The 16,103-nt window shown below is 74.6% G+C and carries 15 protein-coding genes; 5 read left to right on the top strand and 10 right to left on the bottom strand.

Features of this window, described 5'->3' with window-relative positions:
• The first annotated feature begins 7 nt into the window (after positions 1-7).
• Genes BCL65_RS00930 through BCL65_RS00920 form a run of 3 tightly spaced genes read left to right on the top strand, consistent with a single transcriptional unit; the run spans position 8 to position 3,466 of the window.
• Entirely contained in the window at positions 8-421 is a 414-nt protein-coding gene (locus tag BCL65_RS00930; protein ID WP_106264333.1) for an arsenate reductase ArsC, read from the top strand.
• The gene (locus tag BCL65_RS00925) at positions 421-2,145 is read left to right on the top strand and encodes an FAD-dependent oxidoreductase (protein WP_106264332.1); all 1,725 of its coding nucleotides are present in this window, start codon (positions 421-423) and stop codon (positions 2,143-2,145) included. The genes BCL65_RS00930 and BCL65_RS00925 overlap by 1 nt, the downstream gene beginning before the upstream one ends.
• A gap of 46 nt (positions 2,146-2,191) precedes the next feature.
• Positions 2,192-3,466: an APC family permease gene (locus BCL65_RS00920; protein WP_106264330.1), complete on the top strand. Its 1,275-nt coding sequence runs from the start codon at positions 2,192-2,194 to the stop codon at positions 3,464-3,466.
• A 20-nt stretch (positions 3,467-3,486) separates the two neighbouring features.
• Here BCL65_RS00920 and BCL65_RS00915 read toward each other — a convergent pair whose 3' ends face one another.
• Together BCL65_RS00915 and BCL65_RS00910 are read right to left on the bottom strand one after the other, a co-directional pair.
• Positions 3,487-3,804, bottom strand: a complete 318-nt coding sequence (locus BCL65_RS00915) for a hypothetical protein (RefSeq protein ID WP_106264329.1) — start codon at positions 3,802-3,804, stop codon at positions 3,487-3,489.
• 53 nt (positions 3,805-3,857) lie between these two features.
• The gene (locus BCL65_RS00910; RefSeq protein ID WP_106264327.1) at positions 3,858-5,240 is read right to left on the bottom strand and encodes an FAD-dependent oxidoreductase; all 1,383 of its coding nucleotides are present in this window, start codon (positions 5,238-5,240) and stop codon (positions 3,858-3,860) included.
• 80 nt (positions 5,241-5,320) lie between these two features.
• Here BCL65_RS00910 and BCL65_RS00905 point away from each other — a divergent pair, with 80 nt between their 5' ends.
• Positions 5,321-5,662, top strand: a complete 342-nt coding sequence (locus BCL65_RS00905) for an ArsR/SmtB family transcription factor (RefSeq protein WP_243401090.1) — start codon at positions 5,321-5,323, stop codon at positions 5,660-5,662.
• A gap of 106 nt (positions 5,663-5,768) precedes the next feature.
• On the opposite strand, the gene BCL65_RS17875 is transcribed toward BCL65_RS00905, so the two are convergent.
• The 8 genes from BCL65_RS17875 to BCL65_RS00865 form a co-directional block, all read right to left on the bottom strand.
• Positions 5,769-7,538 carry a hypothetical protein gene (locus BCL65_RS17875; RefSeq protein WP_181340688.1) on the bottom strand — a complete coding sequence of 590 codons (1,770 nt, stop codon included), beginning with the start codon at positions 7,536-7,538 and terminating at the stop codon, positions 5,769-5,771.
• An 83-nt stretch (positions 7,539-7,621) separates the two neighbouring features.
• The gene (locus BCL65_RS00895; protein WP_106264323.1) at positions 7,622-9,373 is read right to left on the bottom strand and encodes a hypothetical protein; all 1,752 of its coding nucleotides are present in this window, start codon (positions 9,371-9,373) and stop codon (positions 7,622-7,624) included.
• A 76-nt stretch (positions 9,374-9,449) separates the two neighbouring features.
• Positions 9,450-10,847 (bottom strand): class-II fumarase/aspartase family protein, encoded by a 1,398-nt coding sequence (locus tag BCL65_RS00890; protein ID WP_106264321.1) that lies wholly within the window; start codon positions 10,845-10,847, stop codon positions 9,450-9,452.
• Between the two features lie 189 nt (positions 10,848-11,036).
• On the bottom strand, positions 11,037-11,618 hold the full coding sequence (locus tag BCL65_RS18410) for a DUF3618 domain-containing protein (protein ID WP_106264320.1): 582 nt from the start codon (positions 11,616-11,618) through the stop codon (positions 11,037-11,039).
• On the bottom strand, positions 11,615-12,103 hold the full coding sequence (locus BCL65_RS00880; protein ID WP_106264318.1) for a phage holin family protein: 489 nt from the start codon (positions 12,101-12,103) through the stop codon (positions 11,615-11,617). Before BCL65_RS00880 ends, BCL65_RS18410 begins: the two co-directional genes overlap by 4 nt.
• The gene (locus BCL65_RS00875; protein WP_106264317.1) at positions 12,087-12,830 is read right to left on the bottom strand and encodes a hypothetical protein; all 744 of its coding nucleotides are present in this window, start codon (positions 12,828-12,830) and stop codon (positions 12,087-12,089) included. The genes BCL65_RS00880 and BCL65_RS00875 overlap by 17 nt, the downstream gene beginning before the upstream one ends.
• A 164-nt stretch (positions 12,831-12,994) precedes the next feature.
• Complete coding sequence (locus tag BCL65_RS00870; protein WP_106264315.1) at positions 12,995-13,615, bottom strand: uridine kinase; 621 nt, start codon at positions 13,613-13,615, stop codon at positions 12,995-12,997.
• A gap of 70 nt (positions 13,616-13,685) precedes the next feature.
• The gene (locus tag BCL65_RS00865; RefSeq protein WP_243401091.1) at positions 13,686-14,069 is read right to left on the bottom strand and encodes a TraR/DksA family transcriptional regulator; all 384 of its coding nucleotides are present in this window, start codon (positions 14,067-14,069) and stop codon (positions 13,686-13,688) included.
• Positions 14,070-14,190: 121 nt separating this feature from the next.
• Between BCL65_RS00865 and BCL65_RS00860 the strand changes: the two genes are divergently transcribed.
• Positions 14,191-16,074 carry a glycerophosphodiester phosphodiesterase family protein gene (locus tag BCL65_RS00860; protein ID WP_106264313.1) on the top strand — a complete coding sequence of 628 codons (1,884 nt, stop codon included), beginning with the start codon at positions 14,191-14,193 and terminating at the stop codon, positions 16,072-16,074.
• The last annotated feature ends 29 nt before the right edge of the window (positions 16,075-16,103 follow it).

The raw sequence follows: 16,103 nt of genomic DNA, 5'->3' as shown, positions 1-16,103 counted from the left end.
GCACACCATGCCCACCACACCCTCCGCCCTGTTCGTCTGCGTCCACAACGCCGGGCGCTCGCAGATGGCCGCCGGGTTCCTGCGCGAGCTCGGCGGCGGTGCCGTCGAGGTCCGTTCGGCCGGCTCCGCGCCGAAGGACACCATCAACCCGGTCGCCGTCGAGGCGATGCTCGAGCGCGGCATCGACATCCGCGCCGAGCAGCCCAAGGTCCTCACCACCGAGGCCGTCGAGGCGTCCGACGTGGTCATCACCATGGGCTGCGGTGACGCCTGCCCGATCTACCCCGGCAAGCGGTACGAGGACTGGCAGCTCGACGACCCGGCCGGCCAGGGCATCGAGGCGGTGCGCCCCATCCGCGACGAGATCGAGCGGCGCGTCCGCGGCCTGCTCGCGTCCCTCGACGTCGAGGCGGTCGCCTGATGAAGATCGTCGTCGTGGGATCCGTCGCCGCCGGAACGTCCGCCGCGGCCAAGGCCCGCCGCAACACCGAGGACGCGCAGATCACGATCTACGAGCGCGACACCGACATCTCGTACTCCGGGTGCGGCCTGCCCTACTACCTCGGCGGCGAGGTGGAGAGCATCGACGACCTGACCCCGCGCGACGCCGCCTGGTTCGCGCAGCGCTACGGCGTCGACGTCCGCACGGGCCACGAGGTCACCGGGGTCGACCCTTACGCCCGGACCGTCCGCGTGCGCGAGCTGGCGACCGGCGAGACCTTCACCGACACCTACGACGAGCTCGTGCTCGCCACCGGGGTCTCCCCCGTCGTCCCGCCCGTCCCCGGCGTCGACCGACCCGGTGTGTTCACGTTGCGCAACCCGCGTGACGCGCGCGGCGTCCATGCCTGGCTCACCGACCGCGACGTCACCCGCGTCGTCGTGGTGGGGGCCGGGTACATCGGCCTGGAGACCGCCGAGCAGCTCGTCGGCCGCGGCCTCGACGTCACGGTGGTCGAGGCCCAGGAGCACGCCATGCCGCGCATGGACGGCGACATGTCCGCACGCGTCGACGCCGAGCTGCGCGCCCACGGCGTGGAACTGCTCACCCGCACGCGCCTGGTCCGTGTCGAGGGGGCCGGGACGCCGGGCTCCCCGGGCGCTCCGGGCGAGGCGGACCCGTCCGGCGGCGTGAGCGCCGTCGTCGTGCAGGACGCCGACGGCGAGCGCACCCTCCCTGCCGACCTGGTGCTCGTCGCCGTCGGAGTACGCCCGAACCTCGACCTGCCCCGCGCCGCCGGCGCCACCGTGGGACCCACCGGGGCCGTCGCCGTCGACCGGCAGGGCCGCACCGACGTGCCGCACGTCTGGGCCGTCGGGGACGTCGCCGAGAGCTTCGACGTGATCACCGGCGAGCCCACCTGGGTGCCGCTCGGCTCGACCGCCAACAAGATGGGCCGCGTCGCCGGCGACGCGCTCACCGGTGGCTCGCTGGTGCACCGCGGCATCCTCGGCACGTCCATCGTGCGGGTGTTCGACCAGGCGGTCGCCCAGACCGGGCTCACCGAGGACCGGGCCCGCGCCGCCGGGCACGATGTCGTCGTCGTGCACAACATCAAGCCCGACCGTCCGCCGTACCTCGGCGGGCGCGAGATGCTGATCAAGGCCGTCGCGGACCGCGCCACCGGGCGGCTGCTCGGCGCACAGGCGATCGGACCCTCCGGCGTCGACAAGCGCATCGACGTGCTCGCCACCGCGATCACGTACGGCGCGACGGTGGACGACCTGTTCCACCTCGACCTCGCCTACGCCCCGACGTACGCCACCACGAAGGACCCGGTGCACTACACGGGCATGGCGCTCGACAACGCCGTGCGGGGATCCGCCCCGCTCCTCTCCCCCGCCGAGCTGGACCGCCGACGCGCTGCCGGCGAGAAGATCCAGGTGGTCGACGTCCGCTCCGCCAAGGACCGCGCCAAGGGGTTCGTCGAGGGCTCGGTGCACATCCCGCTGGCCGAGCTGCGGGCGCGCGCCGGCGAGCTCGACCCCACGCTGCCCACCGTGACGTACTGCAACAAGGGCGTCACCGGCAACGCCGGGCAGAACGTGCTGCGCAACCTCGGCTTCACCGACGTGGCCAACCTGTCCGGCGGCAACAAGAACTACCAGCAGTTCGCCCGCACACCCCACCCACCGGCAGGATGACCACGGGGAAGGCCCCCGTGCACGTCCCGGAGAGGACCCTCCACCCGTGACCCAGCTCGCCCGCCGGCTCGGCACCCGCGACGCCGTGGCCATCGGCCTCGGCTCGATGATCGGTGCCGGCGTCTTCGCCGCGTTCGGCCCCGCGGCCGCGGCCGTGCTGCCCGCCGGCACCGGGTGGGCGCTGCTCGGCGCCCTGGCGATCGCCGGCGTCGTCGCCTACGCCAACGCGACGTCGTCCGCCCAGCTCGCCGCGCAGTACCCGGTGGCCGGCGGCACGTACGTCTACGGCCGCGAGCGCCTCGGCGACCGGTGGGGCTACCTCGCCGGCTGGGGGTTCGTGGTGGGCAAGACGGCGAGCTGCGCCGCGATGGCGCTGACCTTCGCCGCCTACGCCGCGCCCACCGGCTGGGAACGTCCCGTCGCCGCGGCGGCCGTCGTCGCGCTGGCGGCGGTGAACTACCGCGGCGTCACCCGCACGGCCCGCCTGACGCGATGGATCGTCGCGCTCGTGCTGCTGGCGCTGGCCACCTGGACGGCGGTCGTGTGGAGCGGGACGCCCGCACCGGTCGCGGTCGACGGCGGGGCTGCGGTGGACAGCGTGGCGGGCGGCTGGACCGCTGCGTACGGCCTGCTCCAGGGCGCCGGGCTCCTGTTCTTCGCGTTCGCCGGCTACGCGCGGATCGCCACGATGGGCGAGGAGGTGCGGGACCCGCGCCGGACCATCCCGCGGGCGATCCTGCTGGCGCTCGGCGGCGCCGTCGTCGTGTACACCGTGGTGGCCCTGACGCTGCTGGCCGCGCTGGGCCTCGACGGGATCGCGGGCACGACGGCGCCCCTGGCGGTCGCGGTCGAGGACTCGTCCTGGGCGGGGGTCGTGGTGCGCGTCGGGGCGGCGGCGGCGTCGCTCGGTGCGCTGCTGGCCCTGGTGGCGGGGATCGGCCGGACGACGCTCGCGATGGCGCGGGAGGGCGACCTGCCACGGTGGCTGTCGGCGGTGCACCCGCGCTTCCGGGTGCCGCACCGGGCCGAGGTGACCCTGGCCGCCGTCGTGGTGGTGCTCGTGCTCACGGTGGACCTGCGGGGCGCGATCGGGTTCTCGAGCGTCGGCGTGCTGCTGTACTACGCCGTCGCCAACGCGGCGGCCTTCACCCAGACGGGGAGCGACCGGCTCTACCCGCGGTGGCTGCAGGTGCTGGGCCTCGTGGCGTGCGTGGTGCTGGTGGTGACGCTGCCGCCGTCGGCCGTGCTGGCCGGCCTCGCGGTGTTCGCCGTCGGGATCGCGCTGCGGGAGCTGCGTCTCCGCCTCCGCCCCGCGAGGTAGTACCGCCCCTGCCGAGGTAGTCAGCGACGCGCTCGGCTCGCGCCGAGCGGGCCGCCGAAGACGAACGAGATGCCGAGCACGTAGCCGACGTCGTACCAGTTGCCGTTGTTGTGGACCTCGTACACCGAGACCGTGTCGGTGAACAGCGAGACCACGAACGTGACCGGCAGGATCATCCCCTGCCAGAGGCCGAGCCAGAAGCCGGCCGGTTCGCCGAGCACGGTCGACGCGGTGTCGAGGGTGGGGTTGGGCCCGGCCGCGCACGCCGTGAGGGCGACGAGGACGACGACGGCGAGCGCCGCCGTCGGCAGGAGCCTGCGCGCCCGGTCGCCGGTCATGACCCCAGACTCCCACGGGTGCTGCGCACACGCGAGCACCCGCGGGGCGTGGCTCAGCGGGGCCCGACCGTGAGCTCGACGAGCTGGGGCCCGGCGGCGGCCGCCGGTTCTGCCGGAGCCGTCCCGCAGCACGCGCCGCCGGTGAGCTCCTCGTCGCCTGCCAGGTCCGACGAGCAGACGCCGGTCTCGGGCAGCTCCAGCTCCACGGCGTCCGCCGCGGCGCGGTCGCCGGCCAGGGCTGCGGCCACGGAGCGCACCTGCTCGTAGCCCGTGGCGAGCAGGAAGGTGGGCGCCCGGCCGTACGACTTCATGCCCACGAGGTAGAACCCCTCGTCGGGGTGGGCCAGGACGCTCTCGCCGTGCGGTGACACGGTGCCGCAGGAGTGCAGGTTCGGGTCGATGAGCGGTGCCAGCCGCGCCGGGGCCTCGACGACGTCGTCCAGGTCGAGACGGACCTCGCGGAGCATGTCGAGGTCGGGGCGGAACCCGGTGGCCGCCGAGATCACGTCGACGCGCCACTCGAACGCGCCTCCCTCCCGGGCGCCCGGGGCCCGCCCGACGCCGGAGACCACGACCTGTCCGTCGGCCGCCGCGAGGCGTTCGATCGTGGTCCGCGTCCACAGCTCGAGCCGGCCGGCCTCGACGGCCTCGCGCAGCCGGGTTCCCAGGAGCCCGCGGGCGGGCAGCTCGTCGTCGGTGCCACCGCCGAAGAGCCGGCGCGGTGACCCGCCACGGATGGCCCAGACGACCTCGGTGCCGGGGACCTCCTCGGCCAGGCGGGTCAGCGCGAGCAGCGTGTTCGCCGCGGAGTGCCCCATCCCGACCACGAGGGTCCGGCGGCCGGCGAAGCGGTCGCGGTCGCGGCCCAGCACGTCCGGCAGCGGGCCGGCGAGGAACGGTTCCGCCTCCTGCTCCCCCACGGCCGGCAGCCCGCTGCCACCGAGAGGGTTCGGCTGCCCGTAGGTGCCCGAGGCGTCGACGACGGCGGCGGCCAGCACGTCCTGCGTGACGCCGTCGGCCTCCGTGCGGACCAACCAGGGCTGGCGTTCCCGTCCGAGCGAGCGCGTGCGGTCGGCGCCCTGGCGGGCGACGGCGGTGACGCGGGTGCCGTAGCGGACGCGGTCGGCCAGGGCGGGCGTCGCGGCGAGGGGGGCGAGGTAGTCGCGCACCAGATCGGCGCCCGTGGGCAGCGAGTCCAGGTCCGGTTCGCGCCACGACCCGCCCGCCTCGAGCAGCCGACGTGCGGCCGCGTCGATGCAGTAGCGCCACGGCGAGAAGAGGCGCACGTGGCCCCAGTCGCCGACGGCGGCCCCCGGTCCCGCGCCGGCCTCGAGCACCAGCGGTTCGAGCCCACGCTCCAGCAGATGTGCCGCCGCGGCGAGCCCCACGGGCCCCGCGCCGATCACCACGACCGGGTGCTGCGTCGTCGTCTCCATGCCACGCTCCCTCATCGAAGAACTTCAATGTGTCGACCACAACGTATCCACAAACTTCGATGCGTGGCAACATAGAGGGCATGACCACCGCGCTGCCCCTCGCGTCCCCGACCTGCTGCACGCCCGCGCGCGCCGCCGTCGACACCGAGGAGGCGCAGCGCGTCGCTCGTGTCTTCAAGGCGCTGGGCGACCCGACGCGTGTGCTGCTGCTGTCCACCGTCACCGCGGCCGCCGAGGGCGAGGCCTGCGTCTGCGACCTCACCGAACCCGTCGGACTGAGCCAGCCGACGGTCAGCCACCACCTGAAGATCCTGGTCGACGCCGGGCTCCTCAGCCGCACGCAGCGCGGCCGGTGGTCCTACTACGCGCCGGTGCCCGGGGCGCTCGACCGCCTCGCCGACACGTTGCGCGAGCTGGCCTGACGCACACCTCCCGGGCCTGCGGCATGACCCGGGCGCACAGCCGGTGCGGTCGTGGGTCGCCCCCCTGCGACGTCCCACGCCCGCACCGGCTCAGTGGTGCGCGGTGTCAGCCGACCGGCAGCCGGCGACGTCGAGCGGCGAGCACGGTGCCCGCCACCATGAGCAGCACGGCCAGGGCGGCGAGCTGACCGGAGCTCGCGCCGGTCGTCGCCAGCGCCTCCGCTCCCGTCGTCCCCTCGGCGGCAACCGTCACCGTGCCCGGGCCCCCGCCCGAGACGGTGCCGGTCACGCCGCCGAACGACCCGGTGCCCGGCGTGGAGCCGGAATCCGTGCCGGTGCCGTCACCCGAGTTGGTGCCCGGGTCAGTACCGGGGTCCGTACCGGGATCGGTCCCCGGGTCCGTGCCCGGATCCGTGCCCGGATCCGTGCCCGGATCGGTCCCCGGGTCAGTCCCCGGATCCGTGCCCGGATCGGTCCCCGGGTCCGTGCCCGGGTCAGTTCCCGGGTCAGTTCCCGGGTCCGTGCCCGGGTCCGTGCCCGGATCCGTGTCCGTCGTCCCGTTCTCGAGGATGTCGTCGACGATGCCGTCCTCGGCGAGGACGTCGTCCACCACGCCGACGAGATCGAGCTCCAGCAGGTCCGTGACCGTCTCGTTGAGGTCGTTGCGGAGCTCGTCGAGCAGGCCGTCCGTGACGCCCTCCTCCGGCTCGTCCGGACCGACGATGTCGTCGACCAGCCCGTCCTCACCGATCAGTCCGCCGACCAGGTCCTCGACCTCACCATCGGTACCCAGCACCTCGTCGACCGCACCGGTCGTGTCCACGACGTCCGCGACGACCGTGTCCACCCCGCCGTCCTCCAGCACGTCGTCCACGACGCCGTCCTGGTCGAGGACGTCGCGGACCACACCGTCGAGGTCACCCTCGAGGGCGCTGTCCAGCGTGGAGTCGACGTCGTCGAGCAGCTCCTCGACGACCTCGTCGGTCAGACCGGCCTCGGGCTCGTCGGCACCGACGACGTCGTCCACCACGCCCTCGTCACCCACCAGCCCGTCGACCAGGCCCTCGACCTCACCATCGGTACCCAGCACCTCGTCGACCGCACCGGTCGTGTCCACGACGTCCGCGACGACCGTGTCCACCCCGCCGTCCTCCAGCACGTCGTCCACGACGCCGTCCTCGGCGACCACGTCGTCCACGACCGCCTCGACGTCACCTTCCAGGGCGTCGTCGACCGTCGTGTCGACGTCCTCGACGACCTCTTCCACGACGCCGTCCGTCACGCCCTCCTCCGGCTCGTCCGGACCGACGACGTCGTCGACCAGCCCGTCCTCCCCGAGGACGGACGACGCAGTCTCCTCGACGGCACCGTCCGTCCCGAGCGCCTCGTCGACCGTCTCCGTGGTCTCGACCACGTCCTCGACGGCGGCGTCTGCGCCGCCGTCCTCGAGCACGTCGTCCACGACGCCGTCCTCGGCCACGACGTCGTCCACGACGGCCTCGACGTCACCGGAGGTGACGTCCTCGACGGTCTGGCTGACGTCCTCCGCGACGACGTCGACGACGTCGTCCGTGGTGGTCTCGCTCGGCTCGTCGGCACCGAGGAGGTCGTCCACCGGGCCGTCCTCGCCGACGAGGTCGTCGACGACGGTCTCGACCGGCTGGGTGTCGACCTCGGGGAGGTCGACGGGCGTGTCCAGGGACGCGTCCGACACCTCCTCCGAGACCTCTTCGAGGTTCAGGTCGACCGAGGTGTCCTCGCCGATCTCGACGTCGACGACGTCGTCCTCCGCAGCATGGGCCGAATAGGCCCCGGCGACCACGAGGCCGCCCGTGACGAGCACTGCCTGCAGCACCCGTCGCGCGTTCGTACGCATAGTTCTCTCCTGCCGTGTGACGTAGGAACGGGCAGCAGACGCCACCCGCGGCTGGTCGCGCTCAGCGGCGCGACGTGGCCACGTCAGGCAGGAGAGACAGGGATCTCGAAGTCGCGCACCGGCAGCGGTGCGAAGGCCTCGTCGGCCGGCAGCAGCCAGTGGCCGGCGCCGGCGTGCGACGCGGGAGCGAGCTGCGCGACCAGGTCGCCGTGGCCCGCACCTCCGCGCGCAGAGGTGGAGGAGCTGGTGGTGCCCACGGCGGCGGTGCCGGCCGGGGCCTCGGGCGCGTCGTGCCCGAACGTGCCTGCGTCGTGCGGGGCGGACGGGGCGGACGAGGCCTCGTCGGCCGTGAAGGTGGTGGTCCCCGCGAGGACCGGCGCGGCCGGTCCCTGGAGGGCCGAGGTGTCGGGAACCACGACCGGCGTGGCGGCCGGTGCGGTCCGGGCGCCCACCGTCTCCGGGGCACCGCTCGCCGCCTCGACGGCGGGCGCCGGCGAGGTGGCCGGTGCGGAGGGAACGGTGACGGCCGGGAGGCCCTCGTCCGGGCCGGCGGTCACCGGGGGCTGGACGACGTCGACCACCGGGTCCAGCACCGGGTCGACCACGTCGACCACGGGATCGAGGACCGGGTCCACCGCGTCGATGACGGGACCGACGGGGCGCACCACGGGCCGCACCACCGGCTCGACGAGGTCGACCACAGGGTCCAGGACCGGCTCGACGGCATCGACCACAGGGCGCACCACGGGGCGCACCACGTCGACGACGGGCCGCACGACCGGCTCGAGGACCGGTTCCAGGACGTCCACGACCGGGACCAGGGCACCCACGGCCGGCAAAGCGGCATCCAGCACGGGATCGACCACGGGCTCGACGACGGCCGCGACGGGCGCGACCACCGGGTCCAGCCCGTCGGTCACCGATACCACCAGGGAGCCCACCGGCTCGAGCACGGGCGCCGTCGCCTCCGTGACGGGGCGGAGCGCCTCGCCGACGGCGTCGGTCACCGGCTGGAGCGGTTCGGTCACCGGGCCCGTGACACCTGCCACGACCTCGCCGGTCGCGTCGGTCACCGGCGCGAGCCCACCGGTCGCGGGGTCGACGACGGCCTCGAGCGTCCCGCCGACCGTCTCGGTGACCGGCGCCACCACGCCGCCCGCGACGGTGTCGAGGAGTCCGCTGACCGGGCCGCTCGGCGCCTCGGTCGGCTCCTCGGTCGGCTCCGTCGTCGTCCCCGAGGTCTCCGTGGTGGCATCCTCGGGAGGCTCGGTGCCGTCGGCCTCGGCGGGCTCTGCGGACGCTTCGTCCGGCTGGGCCGCCGATCCGTCAGTCGTCGCCGGCTGCTTGTCCGGCTGCTCGGCGGCCGGCTTCGGCGCGGGCTTGTCGACCGGCTTGTCGGCCGGCTTGTCGGCCGGCTTCTCCGCGGGCTTCTCGACCGGCTTGTCGGCCGGCTTCTCCGCGGGCTTCACTGGCTTCTCCGCCGCAGGCTTCTCAGCGGCAGGCTTCTCAGCGGCCGGCTTCTCAGCGGCCGGCTTCTCAGCGGGCGGCGTGGCCTTCTCGGTCACCTTCTCGACCGTCTTGGTGACGGGTTCGGTCACCTGCTCGACCGTCTTGCCCACCGTGTCCAGCAGCGGGTCGGTGACGTGGTCGGTCGTCGCCTTCACGACCCCCGCGAGCAGGCCGCCGCCGGAGCGGTCGTCGGACCCGCCGTCGTCGGCCGATGCACCCGTGGCGAGGCAGAGGCTGGTCACGGCGGTCCCGAGCGCGACCCCGGCGGCGCGCAGCGTCCAGCGGCGGAGGCCGGTCGCCCCCGTGCTGCCGCCTGCGCGTGCCATGCAGAGCCCCCTGCTCGTCAGACCGTGACGCGTACCACTTTGGCGCCTCGGTCGACATTGCGCAACAGCAGCTCCGTCAGCGGGTCATGAGCGGCGCGCGCGCCGGCAGAGCGTCCAGCCGGTCGGCCGTCGTCGTCGCGCAGGCGGCGAGCTCGCCAGCGATCTCCGCGCTCAGCCCCAGGTAGGCGGCGGGGTCGATGAGCTCGCCGAGCTCGGCGCGGTCGAAGGCCCCCGCGACCACCGGCTCGTCCAGCAGCATCTCGACGAACGGGCGGTCCCGCCGCGCGGCCGCCTGCGCGACGTCGAACACGACGTCGTGCGCCTTCTGGCGCCCGATCTTCTCCCCGAGGGCGAGCATCAGCGACTCCGAGCCGATCATCCCGGCCGAGAGGCTGATGTTGTCCCGCATCCGCGCCGGGTCGAGCACCAGCCCGCCCACGATGACCTCCATCCGGGCGAGCATGTCCCCCGCCAGGACCGCCGCCGACGCCGCCACGTCCTCCAGCAGCGCCGTCATGGCGCCGTTGGCCTCCTGGTCGTGCAGCATCGACTCCAGCGCCGGGGCGGCGAGCGCCCGCAGCTCCGCGGACATCGTCAGCAGGTCGAGCGCGAGCTGCGGGTTGCGCTTGTGCGGCATGGTCGACGACCCGACGGTGCCCTCGGGCACCGGCTCGAAGGCCTCGGCGAACTCGGGCTGCATGAGCGCGTAGACGTCCTTGGCGATCTTGCCGATGGTGCCGGCGAGCTGCGCGAGGACGAGCACGAGCTCGACGATCCCGTCGTTGATCGACCGCGACGGGACGCGCATCGGGTGCAGGCCCAGCCGGTGCGCCACTCCCGCCTCGATGACCCGGCCGGCGTCCCCGAAGGAGGCGAACGTCCCGGCCGCGCCACCCATCAGGACGCAGAACAGCCGGTCGTCGAGGCGCTCGAGGCGCTCGGTGTGCGCCACGAGCTGGTCGATCCACACGGCGACCTTGAAACCGAACGTGACCGGGACGGCGTGCTGCGAGTGGGTGCGGCCCGCCATCGGCAGCTCCGCCGACCGCTCGGCCAGACCCGCCGCCGAGCGCAGCACCCGGGAGAGCTGGTGCAGGAGCACCCGGTGGGCGTCGCGCAGCACCAGGACGTCGGCGGTCTGGGTGATGTTCTGCGTCGTCGCGCCCCAGTGCACCCAGCCGCCGTGCTTGGAGCCGACGGCGCGGGCGAACTCCTCGATCAGCGGCACCAGCGGGTGGCTGGCCTCCGCCGTCGCCGCGAGGACCCGCTTGATGTCGAGCTTCTCGATGCGGGCCGTCAACGCGATGGCGCGGGCGGACTCCTTCGGGATGACGCCGGCGTCCGCCTCGGCGAGCGCCAACGCGGCCTCGACGTCGAGCCGGGCCTGCCACCGGTTCTCGCGCGTGAACAGCGCCGCGATCCCCGGGTCGGGCACGCGGCCCTCGGTGAAGCGGCCGAACGGTGCGACGATCATGGTTCCTCCTCGGGCCGCCGCCCGCGGCCGGCGGGCCGACGGCGGTGGGCAGCATGATCGTCCTCATCGCCGCCAAATGCGAGCCCCGACCGGCCCGCGAGACCGCTCGCCCCGGCACAGCGGCAGCCCGCCCCCTCCGCGGGGACGGGCTGCCGCCGTCGTGGCCCCTCGAACCGGCCGGGCGCCGGGTCAGGTCCCGGAGGACCCGCCCCGCGCCTCGCCGGCCACGTCCTGCGCGGACTCCTTGCCGTGCCCGGCGACGTCACGGCCGGCCTCCGTGGCGGACTCCTTGAGGCCCTGGGCGTGCTCCTGGGCCGTGCCGCGCAGGCCCTCGGCCATGCTGCTGCCTGCCTCCTTGACGTCCTCGACGAGCGGCTCGGCGGCCTCCTTGACCCTGGTCGCCGCCTCCGCCTCCTGGCGCGTGGCCGGGAGCACCGAGGCCGCCAGGAGGCCGAGGCCGAACGCCACGACGCCCACGGCCACCGGGTTGCCCCGGGTCTGCTCCTTGACGGCCTGCGGTGCGCCGCTGACCTTGTCACCGACGTTGCTCGCCGCGTTCTTCACGGAGTCGCCCGCCTGGTGGCTCGAGGACTTCGCGGAGCCCATCACGCGGTCGCGCAGGCGGTGCATGCCCGCCTTGGCGCGATCGGTCTGGCGGTGCGCGACCGAGCTGGGCCGGACGTGCTCACCCAGCGTGTCGACGTCCTCGCTCAGCTCGCGGCGGGTGCGTTCGATGTCAGCGCGGACCTGGTCCGGGTCGGTGGTGCTCATGGGTTCTTCTCCTCTTGTCCTCGCAGTGCGTGGGGAATCTTCTTCAGGGAGTCCGTGGTGCGGGGAAGGCCCTGCGTGCGCTGGACCTCCTTGCGGCCCACGGCAGCGAGCACGCCGGCGACGACGGCCCAGATCACCGCCACGACCAGGGCGGACCAGCCCAGACCCATCAGGGTGCCGAGCGCCCACCACAGCGCCACCGAGAGGAAGAAGGCGGTCATCCCGGCGCTGTAGCCGGCGCCCCCGAGCAGCCCGGCGCCCTTGCCCGCGTTCTTGGCGGACTCGGTGGCCTCGGCCTTGGCCAGCTCGATCTCCTGACGCATCAGCGTCGAGAGGTCCTGCGTCACCTCCGAGACGAGCTCGCCGAGGCTCCGCTGCCCGGGGTCGGTGCCCGCGGTGCCGGACGCGCCGCTGAACGTCCCCGTGCGACGCGGCACGGTCCGGTCCGCCTCGCTGAAACGGTGCGCGTCAGGGTCGGTCGACATCGGAGATACCTCCCGTCGTCGCGGGCACGGCGCCCGGGGTGGTTCCGTAGCCACCGGTCGACGTGCCGGTCGGGCTGCCGGTCGGGACACCGGTGACGGGCCCGGTGGCAGCGCTGGCGTCGGGGCCGACGCCCGTGGACAGGTGCGCCGGGGAGGACCCGGACCTGCTCGACGAGCCCGACGAGCCCGACGTGCCGCCGTCTTTGGCGCCGCGCAGCAGGCGCCCGACGACGAGGCCGGCTCCGGCGGCGATCGCGATGAACGCTCCCGGACGCCGTCGCGCGAAGTCCTCGACCTCGTGCAGGACGTCGCCCGGCTCGCGCTGCTCGAACCAGTCGGCGAGCTGGTTCGCGGCCTGCGAGCCGCGATCGGCCGCCTGGCTCGCGTACCCGGGGTCGTCGCTGCTCCGGCTCATCTGGTCCAGCTCGGAGCCGAGATGACGCAGGCCCTCCGCCAACCGGCCCTGCTGCTCGGACACCTGCGACGAGGCCTGCTTCTGCGCCTCGCCGAACAGGTCCTTGGCGCGGTCGGCCGCCTCGTGCGCGACCTCCCCCGCACGTTCCTGGGCCTCGTGGGCGACGTCACGGCCGGCGTCGGCCGCGTGCGACGCCGTCTGCGACGCGCGCTCGCGAGCGCCGTCACCCCGGCTGCTGCCGCTCGACGATCCCGGCGCCGGGCCGGTCGTGGGGGCTGCGCCGGACCTCGGCGGGTAGGACGTGTCACTCATGATTGCCTCCGCTCCGCCCGCTGGGGGCGTTCGCACGGAGGGAGCCGACACGTACCGGTCCGGTACCGACGTCCGCCGGTCCGTGCCGATCTCCCGTGGCCGCTTCCTGACCTGACTCGACCATCACGCAGGTCGCCGATGCTCACATCTGGGACCGCGGCGGGTCAGTGCACCACCACTGCGGGCCGGTCCGGGTGGTCGGAGCGGACGACGACGTCGGCGATCCGCTCGGGGCCGGTCTCCCGCCGGTAGCGCCCGTACGCGGCCAGGGTCCAGGCGTCCTCGAGGGGGGTGTTGCGGGTCTCGGTCGCGGGCCGCAGCGCGAGGTGGACGGTGAGATCGACGTCCAGCCCGCGGCCCAGGGACAGGGATCCGTCGAGCACGACGACGGTGCCGGGCAGGGCGTCGACGGGCGCCGCGCGTGTGGACCGGTCGGTCTCCGGGTCGCGCAGCGTGGGCAGCCACCGGCCCCGCCGGGCCACGGAGGTGAGGACCTCCCGGTTGAGGCCGTCGACGTCGATCCACTCGTCCAGCAGCGCGTCGGGGTCGCGGCGGCCCTGCTCGAGCCGCAGCGACGCGGGCCGCCAGAAGTCCCGGGTCCGCACGCGCGCGACGGGCCGCCCGGCCGTCTGGAGCGGATCGACCAGGGCGTCAGCGAGGACCGCAGGCTGGGTCGACGGGTGGCCGTCGACCAGGAGACGCACCGGCCGGTCGGCGGGACGCGCCAGGACCAGGGCGACGACGTGCCCCACCACGCCGTCGGACGTCATCGGCTGGACCTGCACCCGGCCATGCTGCCACGCCGCGCGCAGCCCCGGATCTTCGCTGCACCGCCGGTCGCCCTCCGCGCCGGGGTCAGCGGGCGTGCTCCACGCAGCGGGTCGCCGCCGGCCGGACCTCCAGCCGCCCCGCCGGGATCGGGCGGCCGCACACCTCGCAGACGCCGTAGGTCCCGGCGGCCACGCGGTCGAGCGCCGCGAGCAGCTCGTCCCGTTCGGTGGCGGCCTCCGCGGCGAGCGCCACGGCCTGCTGGCGCTCCCACGCCAGGGTGGCGCCCTCGGGGTCGTGCTCGTCGTCGACGTTCTCGCCGCGCACGGAGGCGACGATCCCGTCGACGAGACGGCGCTGCGCGGTGATCCGCGCCTCGACCTCTGCGAGCCGCGAGCGCAGGCGCGCGGTCGCGACGTCGTCGGGCATACCGCCGTCGGTGTCGCTCACGGGGTCGCTGTCGGCGGCCATGCACCCAGCCAACCAGGTGTTCCCCTGCCGGTCGACCGCGCTTCACCCCCTGGTCGGGTCGCTGCTCACCCGGCGTCCATAGCGTCCGAAGGGCCATCCCCGACGCAGGAGGAGTGCCATCGTGCCCCGTACCCCGACCGTTCGCCGACGCCGACGGACCGCCCTCACGGGCGCGGCCACCGTCCTCGCACTGGCCGTCGCCGCACCGCTCACCACCGTGACGACCACCGCGGCTGCCGAGCCCGGCGACGTCGCCTACGCCCAGGACTTCGACGCCGTCGCGGACGGCGAGCTCCCCGAGGGCTGGAACGCCGTGGCCGGCGACTGGGCCGTGCAGGACGGCCGGCTCGTCGCCCAGCCCGCGAGCATCGGCCGGATCACGTTCGGCCCGCACCTGGACAACTATCGTCTCGAGGCCACCGTCCGGTTCGAGGCGGTCAACAACCCGAGCCGGTGGCTCGCGCCGATCCTCGACATCGACCCCTCCGGCGGTGTGCCCTGGTGGCAGGCCGCGATGCGCAGCACCACGACGGCGAGCAACGGCATCGAGATCGCCGAGCGCACCGCGGGCAACGCGTGGAACGTGCCCTCCACGGCCGCGGCCCCGTCCGACGCCGGGGTCGGGGACGACGTTCGCATCGCGATCGAGGTGCAGGGCGCGCACGCCACGTGGATCTTCGACGGCACCGAGGTCCTCGAGGGCCGCATCGGACGGTCCGACGACGGCGTGCTCGGCTTCTCGTACGACGGCGCCCGCATCAGCATCGACGACGTCGTCGTGACCGAGATCGAGCCGCGCTCCCCCGTGCTCGACGACGGCGAGCTGCCCCAGGTGGCCGCCCACCGCGGCTACTCCGCCGTCACGCCGGAGAACACCCTGGCGGCGTACGCCGCGGCGATGCGGACCGGTGCCGAGTGGGTCGAGATCGACGTCCACACCACGGCCGACGGCGTGCCGATCGTGCTGCACGACCAGCGGGTCGACCGCACGACGGACGGCACGGGCGACGTGGCGGCGCTGGCGTCCGACGACTTCACGAGCCTCGAGGCGGGTTCGTGGTTCAGCCCGGCGTACCGCTGGCAGCCGGCACCGACCTTCGCCCAGATGCTCGACCTCATGGAGACCGGGCCCTCCGGGATGCTGCTGGAGATCAAGGGGCCGGAGACGCGCGCGGAGGTGCACCGGGTGGTCGACATGATCGTGGACGCGGGCCTCGACGACCGGGTCGTCGTCCAGTCCTTCGACGCGAACGCCCTCCGGTACGCCCGCGAGCGTGCGCCGCAGATCCCGATCGGCCTGCTGGGCAACCTGTCGGCGGACCCGGTCGCCACGGCGGCCGAGCTCGGCCTCGACTACTACAACCCGCCCGCGGCCGACGCCCTGGCCCGGCCGAGCGCCGTCGCCGACCTCAACGCCGCCGGTGTCGGCGTCTTCGCCTGGACCGCGAACAGCGCCGGCCAGTGGCGCGAGCTCACGGACGTCGGCGTGGACGGCATCATCACGGACCGTGCGGGCGAGCTCGCGGGCTGGAAGACGGCGCAGGGCCAGGTCGTGGCGCCCGAGCCCGCCACGCCGACGGTGCGGGTCGTCGCCCCCGCCGACGGTGCCGCCGTCGAGCGCGGCGACACCGTCGTCGTCGCGGCGACCGCGACCGACGCCGACGAGGTGTCCCTCACCCTCGACGGCGACCCGGTGGACAACGGCACCTCGGTCGCCGCCGCCGACCTCGCGCTCGGCGAGCACTCCGTGGTCGCGACCGTGGCCGGCGAGGGCGGCGAGGCGACCGCGACGAGCACCTTCGCCGTCGTCGTCACGGCAGCGGGCCTCCGGTCCCGGCTGGCCGGGCTCGACGTGAGCACCGGGCAGCTCCGGCAGCTGCTGTCCGCGCTCGACGCCGAGGACTGGGAGCGGCTCACCGCCACGATCACGAAGCACGTGCCCGACGGCGCGGCGCGGGACACGCTGCTCGCGGAGGTCGGCGAGATCGCGGCCGTCGGCGGCTGACCGGGTACCGGCCCCGGGCCGCGCCCCGG

Origin of the sequence: Isoptericola halotolerans, assembly GCF_003003075.1 — a bacterium.
Classification (GTDB): Bacteria; Actinomycetota; Actinomycetes; order Actinomycetales; family Cellulomonadaceae; genus Isoptericola; species Isoptericola halotolerans_A.
This window is presented reverse-complemented; position numbering and strand designations above follow the sequence as displayed.

Coding starts and splice junctions, on each gene's coding strand:
- BCL65_RS00930 (WP_106264333.1), top strand. CDS start 8: ATGCCCACCACACCCTCCGCCCTGTTCGTCTGCGTCCACAACGCCGGG.
- BCL65_RS00905 (WP_243401090.1), top strand. CDS start 5,321: ATGACCACCGCGCTGCCCCTCGCGTCCCCGACCTGCTGCACGCCCGCG.
- BCL65_RS18410 (WP_106264320.1), bottom strand. CDS start 11,618: ATGAGCACCACCGACCCGGACCAGGTCCGCGCTGACATCGAACGCACC.
- BCL65_RS00865 (WP_243401091.1), bottom strand. CDS start 14,069: ATGGCCGCCGACAGCGACCCCGTGAGCGACACCGACGGCGGTATGCCC.
- BCL65_RS00875 (WP_106264317.1), bottom strand. CDS start 12,830: ATGAGTGACACGTCCTACCCGCCGAGGTCCGGCGCAGCCCCCACGACC.
- BCL65_RS00915 (WP_106264329.1), bottom strand. CDS start 3,804: ATGACCGGCGACCGGGCGCGCAGGCTCCTGCCGACGGCGGCGCTCGCC.
- BCL65_RS00925 (WP_106264332.1), top strand. CDS start 421: ATGAAGATCGTCGTCGTGGGATCCGTCGCCGCCGGAACGTCCGCCGCG.
- BCL65_RS00880 (WP_106264318.1), bottom strand. CDS start 12,103: ATGTCGACCGACCCTGACGCGCACCGTTTCAGCGAGGCGGACCGGACC.
- BCL65_RS00890 (WP_106264321.1), bottom strand. CDS start 10,847: ATGATCGTCGCACCGTTCGGCCGCTTCACCGAGGGCCGCGTGCCCGAC.
- BCL65_RS17875 (WP_181340688.1), bottom strand. CDS start 7,538: ATGCGTACGAACGCGCGACGGGTGCTGCAGGCAGTGCTCGTCACGGGC.
- BCL65_RS00910 (WP_106264327.1), bottom strand. CDS start 5,240: ATGGAGACGACGACGCAGCACCCGGTCGTGGTGATCGGCGCGGGGCCC.
- BCL65_RS00895 (WP_106264323.1), bottom strand. CDS start 9,373: ATGGCACGCGCAGGCGGCAGCACGGGGGCGACCGGCCTCCGCCGCTGG.